Source organism: Bacillus sp. SH7-1 (genome assembly GCF_008042405.1).
Classification (GTDB): Bacteria; Bacillota; Bacilli; order Bacillales; family Bacillaceae_G; genus Bacillus_A; species Bacillus_A thuringiensis_N.
This window is the reverse complement of record NZ_QNUD01000009.1, coordinates 93,080-108,050: the sequence shown is the minus strand read 5'-3', so window position 1 is coordinate 108,050 and position 14,971 is coordinate 93,080. Positions and strand designations below refer to the sequence as shown.

The window sequence follows — 14,971 nt, the reverse complement described above, 5'->3', positions numbered from 1 at the left end:
TTAAAAGTATGTTTTAATTTGCGAAGATTATAGGACTGTGAAATAATTCATGCGAATTGATATGAGGTAGAGGGTATAATCGTTTATTTTGATTGTAAAGCAATTGAATTAATGGGAGAGTATGAAACACAAGGCCCAGACAAAGTTTAACTATAATCTTTATCTGGGTTTTGTCTATGTATTTGATATTATAGAGGGCGAAAATGTTATTAGAGAAAAAAGTCAATTTGCAATGTTAATAACTTATACTACCAACTGTATAATCATTACTGTAATCTATACTTGCAGAAACCTCCTTCTTTTTGTCATCAGATATATAGCCGGATACATAAAGCCTGCTACGAGAGATATCTGGAGAAAATTCTACTTTTGTCACTGTAATATCCCAATTTTTCTCCTTTTTAAAATAATCGATAGCGGCTTGTGATGCTTTTTCTTTCATTTTATTTTGTTCTTTTTCACTATAAGGGTGGGTAGCCTTATAAATTTGATATATAGTGCACGAACCTAAACCTAAAACAACCAATAATGTTATTAAAAGGATTTTTTTCATTTCTTATCACCTCTATTTTTCATTCGGTTTTGAAGCTTGGACATCCCTGTTTAGATGGATATCTGAAATCACATAGGTTTCTTTTTTTCATAGAAAACTCCCCTCCATAGTAAACAAATCAAGGTGATTTCTTTTTACTGTCTGCTATAGGGGGAGCGTATCATAATTGAGTTAGCTTTTTATATACTCGTTTCTTTTGCTATACTCCGTATGTCATTTCTCCCAAAAATTCTCCACCACTCTTGATACATTGCATTATTCTGCTACATGCACAATAAAAGTAATGTTCACTTGTTGCAGTTGATTTTACCGGGACTGGATCTATTTCATGAAACATTTGATCTTTTTTATGAAAATACATTTTTCCAACTTTATCTGGATATTCTGAGGGGGAAATTGATATACAACTATTTCCTCATCTTCAAATTCTTTATTCATTGTTATATGGATGGCCATAATTTATCTCCTTTATTGTTTTATTCTCTATTAATTTCAGGTGTTTCCCAAGGGCGACCTGATTTTAAGGTTGCATTATGTGCTGTTTTGTAATCTGTTTTAAAAACACATTCAAACTTGGAAAATTTTGTGACAAAGTAAATCCATGTCTTCTTTTAAAAAATTACCGCTTTATCTTAACGATATTAGAATTTACTTTTAGATAATGCCTTTAATATAGGACTCATAATTTTACTCAGTAAACGAAACGCGTTAAAAATAGACCTTATAGCCTTCATAGTCTTGTCCCTAAGTTCATATTTTCTATTTCAAAGTCGGATATTCCCGGCTACATTGGAAAAACTGTATGTTTTTTATCTCAAATCAATTATATCTATAAAATTAAGAAAAATTCTGTTATAAGATTCATCAGTGCAAGTTATTAAATTCTTTATTGGATTTATGTCAGTTACAGTCATATTTCTAGTAAGCAAATGGCCATCTCTATAAAAAGCAATCAATATCTTCTCTTCAGAAAGAAATGAACATAATAACTTATTTTCAATAATTTCTTGTTCATCTTGGGTTAATGTAGGGCGCTCCATTTTTGTTTGTTTTTTAACAATTTTACCAATACCGATGAATTTCTTCGGTATCGAAGTGAGTGAAGTTTGCTTAACCATTCCTATTTCTTTTGGCATATTTGTATCGTTCATACTGTATATCTCCCTAATTGCTATTAATAACTGTATGATTATATCAAACTTTGGAGTTAGTTTTTGTACTGTTTATAAATTTTATAAAACGACACACCTCCATAGTGAGAAAGAAGAAAATAATATTAAGGAAAAAGCTTCAAAAGCGGCTGTTGAATATTTTAAAAAAGAGAAGAATTGGGATGTCACGGTAACAAAAGTAGAATTTTCAACGGATATATCTAGAAGTTGGATTAATGTTTATGGATATGTATCTGGGGATGAAGAGAAAAGAATGTCCGCTCGTGTAGAATATCGTAATGATTATGAAATAGGAAGCACGAGTTATTAAACTTTCTAATCAAGAGTTACTGTTTATTATTTTTGTGTCACTCCATCTGGAAATATTGTAGTACTTTTTATTTTAGATAATTTACCATTGGGAAACTGATTAGTTGGTAAGTGTTCTATATTACGGCTAGTGATGCATACGTGAATGTGAAGTAATACGAAGAAAAGACCGCCTATTACGGGCGGTCGATTTTTACTAATTGTTTTTTTATGCTTGTTTTAATGTTTCAACTGTTTGTTCAAGCCATTCTATAGGAGTAAGTTGTAAAGAAGGAAAATAAATTTCAGTATAATATTCAATGAATTCTTCTTTTTCTTGCGTGGATAAATCACTTTTTAAAAATTTGGTTATGTACTTTATGGTATTTTCAATACAAACTTTGTGAGCTTCTTCTATAAATTCATTTAAGGCTTTTTCTACTGTTCCCATATCTTGATGAAATGTTCCGTCTAAAAAATCACTTAATTCTTCATACATATAATCTTTATCATTCATAAGTATTCTCCTAAATCTCTATTTTTCGGGCTATCCTGTCCGAATATAACGTCCTTGTCCGTCTTTTTTTAAGATAATTTTAGCATTAGTTACCTCTAAAACATTTTCAAATCCTCTTACAATAAATCGACCAATAACTTCATCACCTCTATACCTAAACGTTAGAGCTGACCAGCTGTAGGGATCATCTAACCACCTTTCTATTTTACGTATATAATGAAAAATATGATATATATACTTGGACATAAAAAAATTTACAGTCTGCGAAATGGATATATAATAGAAGAAAAAAGAAATATTTATATTGTCATCACCCTGTTGGCGTCAACCTCATGCGTCTAATGGCGACAAAAAACATCTATTTCGTCCCATTCGGTCAAGATGCACCAGAGAAAAAACCGAACTCAATGGTAGCTCGTATGGAGTTACTGGAAGATACAGTATTAGAAGCGCTGCAAGGAAAGCAATTGCAACCGGTTGTCGTAGAAAAATTCAGATATATGAATTAAAAAACGAAAAAAAACGGACAATTTTTGATGAAACCATCATTCTTACTGTAGAATATGATAAAATTAACGTTATTAAGATTAGAAGGGGTATTCTATACTCCTTCTGATTCTAAGTTATAGAAGGATTGGTATCTAGAAAGGGGCATAGTGATGGAAAAGCAAAAAACTTTTCATGTCGCTGTAGTTGGAGCAACCGGCGCAGTTGGTGAACAAATGTTAAATACTTTAGAGAAACGAGAATTTCCAATCGGGAAGTTAACGTTACTTTCATCTAAACGATCTGCAGGTAAGAAACTTGTATTTAAAGGCGAAGAATTTACAGTTCAAGAGGCAACTCCTGAAAGTTTTGAAGGAGTAGATATCGCACTATTTAGTGCTGGTGGATCTGTATCAAAACAATTAGCGCCAGAAGCAGCGAAGCGCGGTGCGATTGTTGTTGATAATACAAGTGCATTCCGTATGACAGAAAACGTGCCACTTGTTGTACCTGAAGTAAATGAAAACGACTTAAAAGAACATAATGGTATCATTGCAAATCCAAACTGTTCTACAATTCAAATGGTAGTAGCTCTTGAGCCAGTTCGTCAGCAATATGGTTTAAAACGAGTAATCGTTTCCACATATCAAGCTGTATCAGGTGCTGGTGCGGCAGCGATTGAAGAACTTCATGAACAATCACAAGCAATCTTAAATGGCGAAGAAGTGAAGGCGAATGTTTTACCTGTATCAGGTGATAAGAAACATTTCCAAATTGCTTTTAACGCGATTCCGCAGATTGATAAGTTCCAAGATAATGGATTTACGTTTGAAGAAATGAAAATGATTAATGAAACGAAAAAAATTATGCATATGCCTGAATTAGAAGTAGCGGCAACATGTGTACGTTTACCAGTTGTATCAGGTCACTCTGAGTCTGTTTACATCGAAGTAGAAAAAGAAGGCGTAACAGTAGAAGAATTAAAGAGCTTACTTGCAAATGCGGAAGGTATCGTTCTGCAAGATAACCCAGCAGAGCAGTTATATCCAATGCCAGCTACTGCAGTAGGTAAAAACGAAGTATTCGTTGGAAGAATCCGTAAAGATTTAAATAACGATAAAGGATTCCATCTTTGGGTCGTATCTGATAACTTATTAAAAGGCGCTGCATGGAATTCTGTTCAAATTGCAGAGCGCTTAGTAAAATTACAATTAGTGTAAACGGCTAAGAGAAGGTGCAAAATATGAAAATTATTGTTCAAAAATTTGGTGGCACATCCGTACGTGATGAAAATGGACGTAAGCATGCGCTTCATCATATAAAAAAATCGCTAGATGCGGGTTATAAAGTAGTTACTGTCGTATCTGCTATGGGCCGTAAAGGTGAACCATATGCAACTGATACTTTGTTAAGTCTTGTAAATCAAGAGGAATCTCACATTTCTAATCGTGAGCAAGATTTATTACTATCATGCGGAGAATTAATCTCTGCAATCGTCTTCTCTAATATGTTAAATGAGAACGGTATAAAAGCGGCAGCGTTCAATGGTGCACAAGCTGGTTTTGTAACAAATGATGATTTTACGAATGCTAAGATTATTGAAATGAATTGCGATCGTATACATGAAGAGTTAGAAAATGTAGATGTAATCGTCGTTACAGGATTCCAAGGACAAACGAAAAAAGGTGATACGACAACACTTGGACGCGGAGGTAGCGATACTTCAGCTTCAGCTTTAGGTGTTGCGCTTCATGCTGAATATATCGATATCTTCACAGATGTAGAAGGTGTTATGACTGCGGATCCTCGCATTGTAAAAGATGCACGTCATCTTCAAACGGTAACGTATAACGAAATTTGTAACATGGCATATCAAGGTGCAAAAGTCGTTCATCCACGTGCAGTAGAAATTGCGATGCATGCCAAAGTACCACTTCGTGTACGTTCTACGTATTCTGATAGTGAAGGTACGCTTATTTCAGCATCTGACGGTGCTACAAAAGGCCGTGATGTAGAAGAACGCCCTGTTACAGGTATTGCTCACGTATCAAACGTAACGCAAATTAAAGTGCTTGCGAAAGAAACAGCATTTGATTTGCAGCAGCATGTGTTTAAAGAAATGGCGAATGAAGGAATAAGTGTCGATTTAATTAACATTTCACCTACTGGGGTAGCTTATACGGTGAGTGATAATGTATCAAATCGTGCAGTTGAATTATTACAGAACCTTGGATATGAGCCAATTGTGACAGAGCATTGTGCAAAAGTATCTATTGTAGGAGCTGGAATGGCAGGATACCCAGGGGTTACTGCGAAAATCGTTACAGCTTTAGCGGAAAAAGGTGTTCAAATTCTGCAATCTGCAGATAGCCATACGACAATTTGGGTTCTTGTAAAAGAAACTGATTTAGTGGAGGCTGTAAATGCATTACATAGTGCGTTTGAGCTTTCAAAAGAAAAGCAACTGGAACAATAAGGAGTGAGACCATGATAGATTTTGGGACAATTGCAACCGCGATGGTAACACCGTTTGATATAAACGGCAATATCGATTTTGCAAAGACAACGAAATTGGTAAATTATTTAATAGATAACGGTACAACAGCAATCGTGGTAGGAGGAACGACAGGAGAATCTCCTACATTAACTTCAGAAGAAAAAGTAGCGTTATATCGCCATGTCGTATCTGTTGTCGATAAAAGGGTGCCCGTAATCGCTGGAACAGGTAGCAATAATACGCATGCTTCTATTGACTTAACTAAAAAGGCAACAGAGGTTGGTGTTGATGCAGTAATGCTAGTAGCACCGTATTATAACAAACCGAGCCAAGAAGGAATGTATCAGCACTTTAAAGCAATTGCTGAAAGCACGCCGCTTCCGGTTATGCTATATAACGTTCCAGGACGATCTATTGTACAAATCTCCGTTGATACAGTTGTTCGTTTATCAGAAATAGAAAACATTGTTGCGATTAAGGATGCAGGCGGCGATGTGTTAACAATGACAGAAATCATTGAAAAAACAGCGGACGACTTTGCAGTATACAGCGGTGATGATGGTTTAACGTTACCAGCTATGGCAGTTGGAGCGAAAGGTATCGTTTCTGTAGCATCTCATGTTATCGGAAATGAAATGCAAGAAATGATTGCGGCATTCCAAGCAGGAGAATTTAAGAAGGCGCAAAAATTACATCAATTACTTGTAAGAGTAACGGATTCATTATTTATGGCGCCAAGCCCAACTCCAGTAAAAACAGCGTTACAAATGGTTGGATTAGATGTAGGTTCTGTACGTTTACCACTTCTTCCATTAACAGAAGAAGAAAGAGTAACGTTACAATCCGTTATGCAATCTATCCCTCGTTAATAAAAAATGACCTAGTGTAGAACTAGGTCATTTTTTATTGGTATGAAAATCTTTTCTTCTCTATTCTCATCTATATGTCTTCTTATAAAATCTATATTATGCACCTGTTTAGCCGCTTCTTCATTATGTATTGCAACATATATAAGAAAATAATCGTACCCCTTTAAAGGAAGCAAAAATTCATAGTTATTTTAGAATAAACATTTGTATAAACGTAATAAACTATCGATTTTGTTTATTGTAGAAATTGCCTCAAATGTGATGGGAATCGAACAAAAACTACATTTTGTAAGTGTTTTGTTCGATTCTAGAAAAATAAGTCTTGAAAATCCATATTATGAAATTAATTTAGTATTTATGGATATTTCTTCAAAATAATATGAAGTATAAAATCGAAGTAAACATAAAGGAAATAGGTTCGATACTTTTGTTGTAATTCCGTTCTTTTACTTTTTCTTTCGCACGATTTAACTTGTGTTCTATTTCTTGTATCAGGTATAATATGGCTAAGTAGCTTAGTACGGGTATGCTTAGCAAAATTGGTAAAAATTATAATTTGATTACATTTTCATATCATATCGAATAAGATATTTGATTTATATAATGAAAGAGAGGTGAAACCTGGTTTAAAAAATAAACAAGGACATGATATCGCATAACGGTAAGGACATTCGTCTTGGACGGTGAATATATGGTGGTTGTAGAGTTTCCCCTGGTGTCTCTGCAATTTTAGTGAAATCAGTGTTTGAAAGATTTTTAAACCAGGCAACAACATGAAGAGAAAAGAGAATGAGTCTGTTAAAGTATTTGCTCTTGGTGGAGTAGGTGAAATCGGGAAAAACATGTACTGTGTTGAAATTGATTCTGAAATCTTTATTGTAGATGCAGGATTAATGTTCCCGGGAGATGAAATGTTTGGAATTGATATCGTTATTCCTGATATTACATATTTAGTGGAAAATCAAGAACGAGTAAAAGGTTTATTTATTACTCACGGCCATGAAGATCATATTGGTGGTATTGTTTACGTACTTCGTAAATTATCTATTCCAGTGTATGCAACGAAATTAACAGTAGGACTTATACAAGAAAAGCTGGGCGAAGCGGGTATGTTAGGCCGCGTAGACTTAAAAACAATCGATTCAAATTCAACAGTAGAGTTTAATACTACAACGGTGTCATTCTTTGGAACTACACATAGTATTCCAGATTCTGTTGGTGTTTGTTTCCATACATCAAAAGGTGCTATCGTATATACGGGAGACTTTAAATTCGATCAAACTCCAATTGGAAATAGTGGAGCGGATCTTGGAAAAATGGCGCAAATCGGAAATGAAGGCGTACTATGCTTACTATCTGATAGTACAAATGCTGAGCGTCCAGGCTATACAGGTTCTGAAAAAGAAGTTGGTGTAGAAATTTCTAAAGTGTTCTACGGAGCAGAAGGACGTATTATTGTTGCTTCATTTGCATCGAATGTACATCGTATTCAACAAGTATTTGATGCAGCTGCTGAAACAGGACGAAAAGTAGCGGTTGTAGGACGTAGTATGGTAAAAGTGGTAGATATCGCAAGACGTCTTGGGTATTTAGATGTTCCAGAGGGTATGGTTATTTCACTACAAGAAGTAGACAATTTCCCAGAGAAAAAGGTAGCTATTTTAACGACAGGTAGCCAAGGCGAACCGATGGCAGCCCTTTCTAGAATGGCAAAGCAAGCTCATAAACAAATTTCAATTCGTAAAGGTGATACGGTTATAATTGCGGCTTCTCCAATTCCGGGTAATGAAATATCTGTATCGAAAATTATTGACTTGTTATTTAGAGCTGGAGCTGAGGTTATTTATTACGGTGAAAGAAAAGTTCACGTTTCAGGTCACGGTAGCCAAGAAGAATTAAAACTAATGTTAAATTTAATGAAACCGAAATATTTTGTACCCGTACATGGTGAGTTTCGTATGCAAAAAGCACATGCATATTTAGCTGAAGATGTAGGTATTGCAAGAGAAAATATCTTTATCGTAGAAAAAGGCGATGTAATTGCTTTTGGTGACGATGAGGCAAACTTAGTTGGCAAAGTGCAAGCTGGTAATGTTTTAATTGATGGACTAGGTGTAGGTGACGTTGGTAATATCGTTCTTCGAGATAGAAAAATGTTATCTCAAGATGGAATATTAGTAGTTGTTGTAACACTTGGTAAAGATGAAAAGAAAATTATCTCTGGTCCAGAAATCATTTCACGTGGCTTTGTATATGTTCGTGAATCCGAAGCGTTAATTGACAGATCTACAGAGATTGTACGTATGATTGTTGAGCAATCAATTAAAGAATATTCAATTGAATGGTCTATGTTAAAACAAAATATTCGTGAATTATTAGGACAATTCTTGTACGAAGAGACGAAGAGAAAGCCTATGATTTTACCGATTATTATGGAAGTATAAAAAAGGTCACCTTTACGGGTGATCTTTTTTCTTTTTTAACTCTATCGAATGAAATTTATAACTTAAGAAATAATAGTTATATACGAGTGAAAGGGGATGCGATATGACAGAACGTGATCGTTATACAAATGAAGAGAAAGAGGCTGAGCCGAAAGAAGGTGGGAAAGAAGCTTCATTAGTGGAAAAAATTCAACAGCTTGGACAAACGAATGTACCACAAATGAATGAATCGCGTATTCATTGTTTAACAATCATTGGACAGGTGGAAGGTCATGTTCAGTTGCCGCCGCAAAATAAAACAACAAAATATGAGCATATTATCCCGCAAATTGTTGCGATAGAACAAAATCCGAAAATTGAAGGCTTGCTTTTAATATTAAACACGGTCGGAGGTGACGTTGAAGCAGGGCTAGCAATTTCTGAGATGGTCGCTTCGCTTTCAAAGCCAACGGTATCACTTGTTCTGGGTGGAGGGCATTCTATCGGGGTACCAATAGCCGTTTCTACGGACTATTCATTTATTGCAGAAACTGCGACGATGACAATTCATCCTATTCGTCTAACAGGTCTTGTTATAGGTGTACCGCAAACATTTGAGTATTTAGATAAAATGCAAGAAAGAGTCATTCGATTTGTAACGAAGCATTCGAAAGTGACGGAAGATCGTTTTAAAGAGCTTATGTTTGCGAAAGGGAATCTAACGCGAGATATCGGTACGAATGTAATTGGTGGAGATGCAGTGAAGTATGGTCTTATAGATGATGTCGGTGGTATTGGAAATGCGATTCGAAAATTAAACGAATTAATAGATGCTCGCGGGAATGATAGTGCAGAAGGGACAATGCTACAATGATTTTATATACAATTATGCCAGAGCAACTTGTGTATCCAGTTGATTATTCACAATGTGAAAGTCAAAAAGTCGTAAATATAAACGGTGTTGAATTAATGGTTTCTGAAGAAGAACGTGGGGGTTATTCGATTGTGCGGGTGTTAAGTACGGACCCGCTTCACTACTTAGAGTTTGAGCCCGGTCAGCAAATAACCTTTTAGCAAAAAGAAGGATTTTGTTTAGAAGCTATGGTATAATATAAAAAACAAGACGGTTGAGCAGCCATGAGAGGGCTGCTTTCTTCTGTTTATTTAACATTTTACAAGAAGTGTAAAAATAGAAGATATAAAGACCTGAAAAAAATAGAGAAAACGGACATATAAGTGGAGTTTTTAGGGGTTTTACTTATATGTAGAACACGAGGTGAAGAAATGGCAAAACAAAAGCAAAGAGGGACGAAGGCAAAGGCAAGACGTACGATAAAGCCAACTTTGTATTATGAAATCGTCGGTTTAACTCTTTTTGCACTTTCAATCATTACGATTTTACAGCTAGGTGTTGTAGGGAAATCGTTTGTGTTATTTTTTCGCTTCTTCTTTGGTGAGTGGTACATAATTGGTGTGTTAGGTGTAATAGCTTTATCCGTTTCGTTCGTTATAAAACGTGGATGGCCGAATCTATTAAATAAACGGTTAATCGGTTTTTATTTAATAGTATTGGCGATATTAATGTTTAGCCATATTACATTATTTAACCTTCTTACGAAAGACGGGGCAGTGCAAAACACTTCTGTTATTGTGAGTACGAAAGATAATTTCTTTCTTGAAATGAAAAAAGGACCAGATAGTGTTCATTTAGGTGGTGGCATGTTTGGTGCGCTTATGTTTGCTACATGTTACTTCTTGTTTGACGAAGTAGGAGCTTATATCATTGGTATTATTTTAGTTATTCTCGGTATACTTTGTATAACAAATAAGCATATTGGAGAAGTGTTAGCTCCAGTTGGTAGAATTCTTAGAAGTCAATTTCAAGTGATGCAAGGGGATTATAAAGATTGGAGAGCCAAAAGAACGGCTGAACAAACAGAAAAGAAAAAAACAACAAGAAGCACAAGGAGCAAACGTGCTGCAGAACAAGAAGAAATTATTGAGCCGATGGAAGAAATCTCAATTGATCCTCCAATTATTTCAAATTTCACTGAGAATTATCCTGTAAATGAAGAAGAGAATAAACGAATTGAAGTAGAGCAAGAAGAGTTAATCACTTCACCGTCTATCGAAGAGGCTCCGCCAATTGAAGAGCCGAAGAAAAAGCGTGGAGAAAAAATCGTTGAATCGCTAGAGGGGGAAACGCAAGCACCTCCTATGCAATTTTCAAATGTAGAAAATAAAGATTACAAGCTTCCTGCACTTGATATATTGAAATTTCCAAAGAATAAACAAGTTACAAATGAAAATGCGGAAATTTATGAGAACGCTCGTAAATTAGAACGTACATTCCAAAGTTTTGGTGTGAAAGCGAAAGTAACAAAAGTACATAGAGGTCCTGCGGTTACGAAGTATGAGGTGTACCCTGATATGGGGGTAAAAGTAAGTAAAATTGTCAGTTTAAGTGATGATTTAGCACTTGCTTTAGCTGCAAAGGACATCCGTATTGAAGCACCAATTCCCGGGAAATCAGCTGTAGGGATTGAAGTTCCGAACTCAGAAGTTTCTATGGTAACACTTAGGGAAGTTCTTGATTCTAAAGCTAATAATCATCCGGAAGAGAAGTTGTTAATTGGTCTTGGACGAGATATTACAGGTGAAGCTGTATTAGCTCGATTAAATAAAATGCCCCATTTGCTCGTAGCTGGTGCGACAGGTAGCGGGAAGAGTGTATGTATTAACGGTATTATTGTTAGTATTTTAATGCGTGCAAAACCACATGAAGTAAAATTAATGATGATTGATCCGAAAATGGTAGAGTTAAATGTATATAACGGTGTGCCTCATTTGTTAACGCCAGTTGTAACTGATCCGAAAAAAGCATCGCAAGCATTGAAAAAAGTTGTGAGTGAGATGGAACGTCGTTATGAATTATTTGCTCATAGTGGTACACGTAATATTGAAGGGTATAATGACTATATTAAAGAACATAATAGTCAATCAGAAGCGAAACAGCCCGAATTACCGTATATTGTAGTAATTGTAGACGAGTTAGCAGATTTAATGATGGTTGCTTCGTCTGATGTAGAGGATGCGATTATGCGTTTAGCGCAAATGGCGCGTGCTGCTGGTATTCATTTAATTATTGCAACGCAGCGTCCATCAGTTGATGTTATTACGGGAGTTATTAAAGCGAATATTCCATCACGTATTGCATTCGCTGTATCTTCCCAAACAGATTCTCGTACAATTCTTGACGGCGGTGGTGCAGAGAAACTACTAGGTCGTGGAGATATGCTGTTTATACCGATTGGTGCATCAAAGCCTGTACGTGTACAAGGTGCATTTTTATCAGATGATGAAGTTGAGAGGGTTGTAGAATATGTTATTGGCCAGCAAAAAGCGCAATATCAAGAAGATATGATCCCACAAGATGTTCCTGATACAAAGCAGGAAGTAGAAGATGAATTATATGATGAAGCAGTTCAGCTCGTAGTGGAAATGCAAACAGCATCTGTTTCTATGTTGCAACGTAGGTTTAGAGTTGGTTATACGCGAGCAGCCCGTTTAATTGATGCAATGGAAATGAATGGTGTAGTAGGTCCGTATGAAGGTAGTAAACCACGAGAAGTACTCATTAATGATGTACAAGAAAAAAGTTCATAAAAAAAGCCTAATTGTTTTTACAATTAGGCTTTTTTATATGCTGGTTTTGTTATATACTATATTCAGCAGTTAAGAAAGGGCTTACATTCAAAGTGATTCTTTAGAATACGAATACTTTGATGTGGTTTTTTGTGAACGTTCGATATTTAATGTAGAAAAATGTTAAATTTTGTTGACACGTATGGGAGCAAGTGGTAAGATTACTTCGAAAAGAATCACTGCCTCATATAATCTTGGAGATAAGGTCCATAAGTTTCTACCTGGCAACCATGAATTGCTAGACTATGAGGGGAAAAGTGTGTAACAAAGGATGTAAAAGATCTTTGTGCCGAACTTTTTCTCGAAATGAGGAATGTTTATGGTGCAAAGTTTTTTTTATGCAGTAAAGAGTGAAAATTTCATCTTAAAAAATTATTAATATTTATTCGACAATTAAGCTTATTTTTAGTATTTAGTAATTTTATTATGTTGTAAGTTGAAAAAAGAGAAAAGAAGTCTTACATCAGAGGTCGAATAATTGAAATGCGGGGGAGTCTTATGTCAGTAAAATCCGATAGTCGTCACCTATATTTACGGGTGATTGATCACATCAAAGAAAAAATTAAAGATGGAGCTTACAAAGAAAGACAGAAGTTACCATCAGAGTTTGATTTAGCGAAAGAGCTTGGTGTAAGTAGGGCGACTTTAAGGGAAGCACTGCGTATTTTAGAAGAAGAAAATGTTGTCATTCGTAGACATGGTGTAGGAACATTTGTAAATGCAAAGCCATTATTTTCTTCAGGGATTGAACAACTTTCTAGCATTACAGATATGATTTCTAGTGTGGGGAAAACACCAGGAACTATCTTTTTATCATCATCTACAACAAGTTTAACAGAAGAAGAAAAAGAGAAGTTTAATAGTGAAGATGGTTTTAATGCAGTAATGATTGAGCGTGTGCGTACAGCAGATGGGGAACCTGTTGTATATTGTATCGATAAACTTGCAAAAGAAATATTGCCGGATTTATCGGGATATAATGAAGAATCATTACTAACGGTGATACATAATAACACGCATAAGCGCATAACATATGCGGTTGCTCACATTGAGCCAATTGGCTATCATCCGAAAATCTCACCGATTTTAGAATGTGAACCGGAAACGGCACTGCTAGTTTTAAAACAAATGCACTATGATCAAAATGATGAGCCAATCTTATATTCTATCAATTACTTTAGAGCTGACAAGTTTAGCTTCCACGTACTAAGAAAACGTATGTAGGTGAGTTCCTTTTTAGGGAGGTGACAGCAAGAAGTTAGGGACAGCAGCGTATAAAAAATAGACAATTCATTTCAGGAGGGGTTTCTAGTATGAAGAAAAAAACAGGTCTTTTATTATCATTAACATTAGCAGCAAGTGCGGTTTTAGGTGCATGTGGTAACTCGGATAAAGCAAGTAGCGACAAAAAGGGTGACAAAGATTTTAAAGTGGGTATGGTTACAGATGTTGGGGGCGTTGATGACAAATCATTCAACCAATCTTCTTGGGAAGGATTAAAAAAGTTTGGTAAAGATAATGGATTAAAAGAAAAGACAAATTATCGTTACCTACAGTCTGAAAAAGAAGCAGATTATATTCCAAACTTAAAGAAATTTTCAAAAGATAAGTATGATTTATCTTTCGGAATTGGTTATAAATTAGAAGGTGCAATTAAAGAAGTTGCAAAAGAATCTCCAAAACAACAATTCGCAATCGTTGATACGGTTGTAGATGCACCGAACGTAACAAGTATTACATTTAAAGATCATGAAGGATCATTCCTTGTAGGTGCGGTAGCAGCTATGTCAACAAAATCAAATAAAGTAGGATTTGTTGGTGGAATGAAGAGTGATTTAATTAGTAAATTCGAAAATGGATTTAAAGCTGGTGCAAAGGCAGTAAATCCAAACATTGAAATTGTATCTGAATATGCGGAAGCATTTGATAAACCTGAAAAAGGTACAGTTCTTGCATCAGCAATGTATGGTCAAGGTGTAGATGTAATTTATCATGCTGCTGGTGGTACAGGTAACGGCGTGTTCACTGAAGCGAAAAATCGTAAGAAAAAAGGTGAAAATGTTTGGGTAATTGGTGTTGACCGTGACCAAAACCAAGAAGGTATGCCTGAAAACGTAACATTAACTTCAATGGTAAAACGTGTAGATATCGCTGTTGAAAAAGTAGCACAAGAAGCAAAAGACGGTAAATTAAAAGGCGGTAAAATAGAAGCGTTTGGCTTAAAAGATGACGGTGTTGGTATCGCAAAAACAACTGACAACGTGAAAAAAGTTAATCCTGAAATCTTAACAAAAGTAGAAGAGTTTGAAAAGAAAATTACAGATGGTGAAATTAAAGTACCAGCTACAGATAAAGAGTATAAAGAATATGAAGCTTCTCTAAAAAAATAAATAGAGAAATAGCAAAGGTTAGTTCATAGAACTAACCTTTGTATGTATAAAACTTCCGAATTGCTTAATAA

The 14,971-nt window shown here is 35.4% G+C and carries 13 protein-coding genes, 3 pseudogenes and 1 riboswitch; of the genes and pseudogenes, 11 read left to right on the top strand and 5 right to left on the bottom strand.

The window, feature by feature from the left end; all coding sequences use genetic code 11:
* Nucleotides 1-235: 235 nt before the first annotated feature.
* The 3 genes and pseudogenes from DN390_RS09505 to DN390_RS09490 all read right to left on the bottom strand — a co-directional run bounded on the left by DN390_RS09505 (nucleotide 236) and on the right by DN390_RS09490 (nucleotide 1,704).
* Nucleotides 236-553, bottom strand: coding sequence for a ribosome-binding factor A (locus DN390_RS09505; RefSeq protein WP_147807255.1), 318 nt, complete (start codon nucleotides 551-553; stop codon nucleotides 236-238).
* A gap of 199 nt (nucleotides 554-752) precedes the next feature.
* Nucleotides 753-1,009 (bottom strand): annotated as a pseudogene (locus tag DN390_RS31085) (hypothetical protein).
* Between the two features lie 353 nt (nucleotides 1,010-1,362).
* Nucleotides 1,363-1,704 carry a YolD-like family protein gene (locus DN390_RS09490; RefSeq protein WP_147807254.1) on the bottom strand — a complete coding sequence of 114 codons (342 nt, stop codon included), beginning with the start codon at nucleotides 1,702-1,704 and terminating at the stop codon, nucleotides 1,363-1,365.
* Between the two features lie 34 nt (nucleotides 1,705-1,738).
* On the opposite strand from DN390_RS09490, the gene DN390_RS09485 reads away from it, so the two are divergent.
* The gene (locus DN390_RS09485) at nucleotides 1,739-2,035 is read left to right on the top strand and encodes a hypothetical protein (protein WP_147807253.1); all 297 of its coding nucleotides are present in this window, start codon (nucleotides 1,739-1,741) and stop codon (nucleotides 2,033-2,035) included.
* A 207-nt stretch (nucleotides 2,036-2,242) separates the two neighbouring features.
* On the opposite strand, the gene DN390_RS09480 is transcribed toward DN390_RS09485, so the two are convergent.
* Both DN390_RS09480 and DN390_RS31600 read right to left on the bottom strand, forming a co-directional pair.
* Entirely contained in the window at nucleotides 2,243-2,530 is a 288-nt protein-coding gene (locus DN390_RS09480; protein WP_147807252.1) for a contact-dependent growth inhibition system immunity protein, read from the bottom strand.
* A 30-nt stretch (nucleotides 2,531-2,560) separates the two neighbouring features.
* Nucleotides 2,561-2,743, bottom strand: a pseudogene (locus tag DN390_RS31600) (WXG100 family type VII secretion target); the annotation flags it as partial.
* Between the two features lie 107 nt (nucleotides 2,744-2,850).
* Between DN390_RS31600 and spoVFB the strand changes: the two are divergent.
* From spoVFB to DN390_RS09420, 10 genes and pseudogenes are all read left to right on the top strand, one after another.
* Nucleotides 2,851-3,039: pseudogene (spoVFB, locus tag DN390_RS09470) on the top strand (dipicolinate synthase subunit B); the annotation flags it as partial.
* A gap of 150 nt (nucleotides 3,040-3,189) precedes the next feature.
* On the top strand, nucleotides 3,190-4,236 hold the full coding sequence (gene asd, locus DN390_RS09465) for an aspartate-semialdehyde dehydrogenase (RefSeq protein WP_063221066.1): 1,047 nt from the start codon (nucleotides 3,190-3,192) through the stop codon (nucleotides 4,234-4,236).
* A gap of 23 nt (nucleotides 4,237-4,259) precedes the next feature.
* Nucleotides 4,260-5,492: an aspartate kinase gene (gene dapG / locus DN390_RS09460; protein ID WP_097949872.1), complete on the top strand. Its 1,233-nt coding sequence runs from the start codon at nucleotides 4,260-4,262 to the stop codon at nucleotides 5,490-5,492.
* 11 nt (nucleotides 5,493-5,503) lie between these two features.
* Nucleotides 5,504-6,382, top strand: a complete 879-nt coding sequence (gene dapA / locus DN390_RS09455) for a 4-hydroxy-tetrahydrodipicolinate synthase (RefSeq protein WP_000564761.1) — start codon at nucleotides 5,504-5,506, stop codon at nucleotides 6,380-6,382.
* Nucleotides 6,383-7,155: 773 nt separating this feature from the next.
* On the top strand, nucleotides 7,156-8,826 hold the full coding sequence (locus tag DN390_RS09445; protein WP_060631961.1) for a ribonuclease J: 1,671 nt from the start codon (nucleotides 7,156-7,158) through the stop codon (nucleotides 8,824-8,826).
* A gap of 103 nt (nucleotides 8,827-8,929) precedes the next feature.
* Entirely contained in the window at nucleotides 8,930-9,679 is a 750-nt protein-coding gene (tepA, locus tag DN390_RS09440; protein ID WP_060631960.1) for a translocation-enhancing protein TepA, read from the top strand.
* Nucleotides 9,676-9,879: a YlzJ-like family protein gene (locus DN390_RS09435; RefSeq protein WP_060631959.1), complete on the top strand. Its 204-nt coding sequence runs from the start codon at nucleotides 9,676-9,678 to the stop codon at nucleotides 9,877-9,879. The genes tepA and DN390_RS09435 overlap by 4 nt, the downstream gene beginning before the upstream one ends.
* A 210-nt stretch (nucleotides 9,880-10,089) precedes the next feature.
* Nucleotides 10,090-12,471, top strand: coding sequence for a DNA translocase FtsK (locus DN390_RS09430; protein ID WP_147807251.1), 2,382 nt, complete (start codon nucleotides 10,090-10,092; stop codon nucleotides 12,469-12,471).
* A gap of 203 nt (nucleotides 12,472-12,674) precedes the next feature.
* Nucleotides 12,675-12,776, top strand: a riboswitch (purine riboswitch).
* Nucleotides 12,777-13,008: 232 nt separating this feature from the next.
* On the top strand, nucleotides 13,009-13,734 hold the full coding sequence (locus tag DN390_RS09425) for a GntR family transcriptional regulator (protein WP_000114176.1): 726 nt from the start codon (nucleotides 13,009-13,011) through the stop codon (nucleotides 13,732-13,734).
* Nucleotides 13,735-13,823: 89 nt separating this feature from the next.
* On the top strand, nucleotides 13,824-14,900 hold the full coding sequence (locus DN390_RS09420) for a BMP family lipoprotein (protein ID WP_147807250.1): 1,077 nt from the start codon (nucleotides 13,824-13,826) through the stop codon (nucleotides 14,898-14,900).
* Nucleotides 14,901-14,971 lie beyond the last annotated feature (71 nt).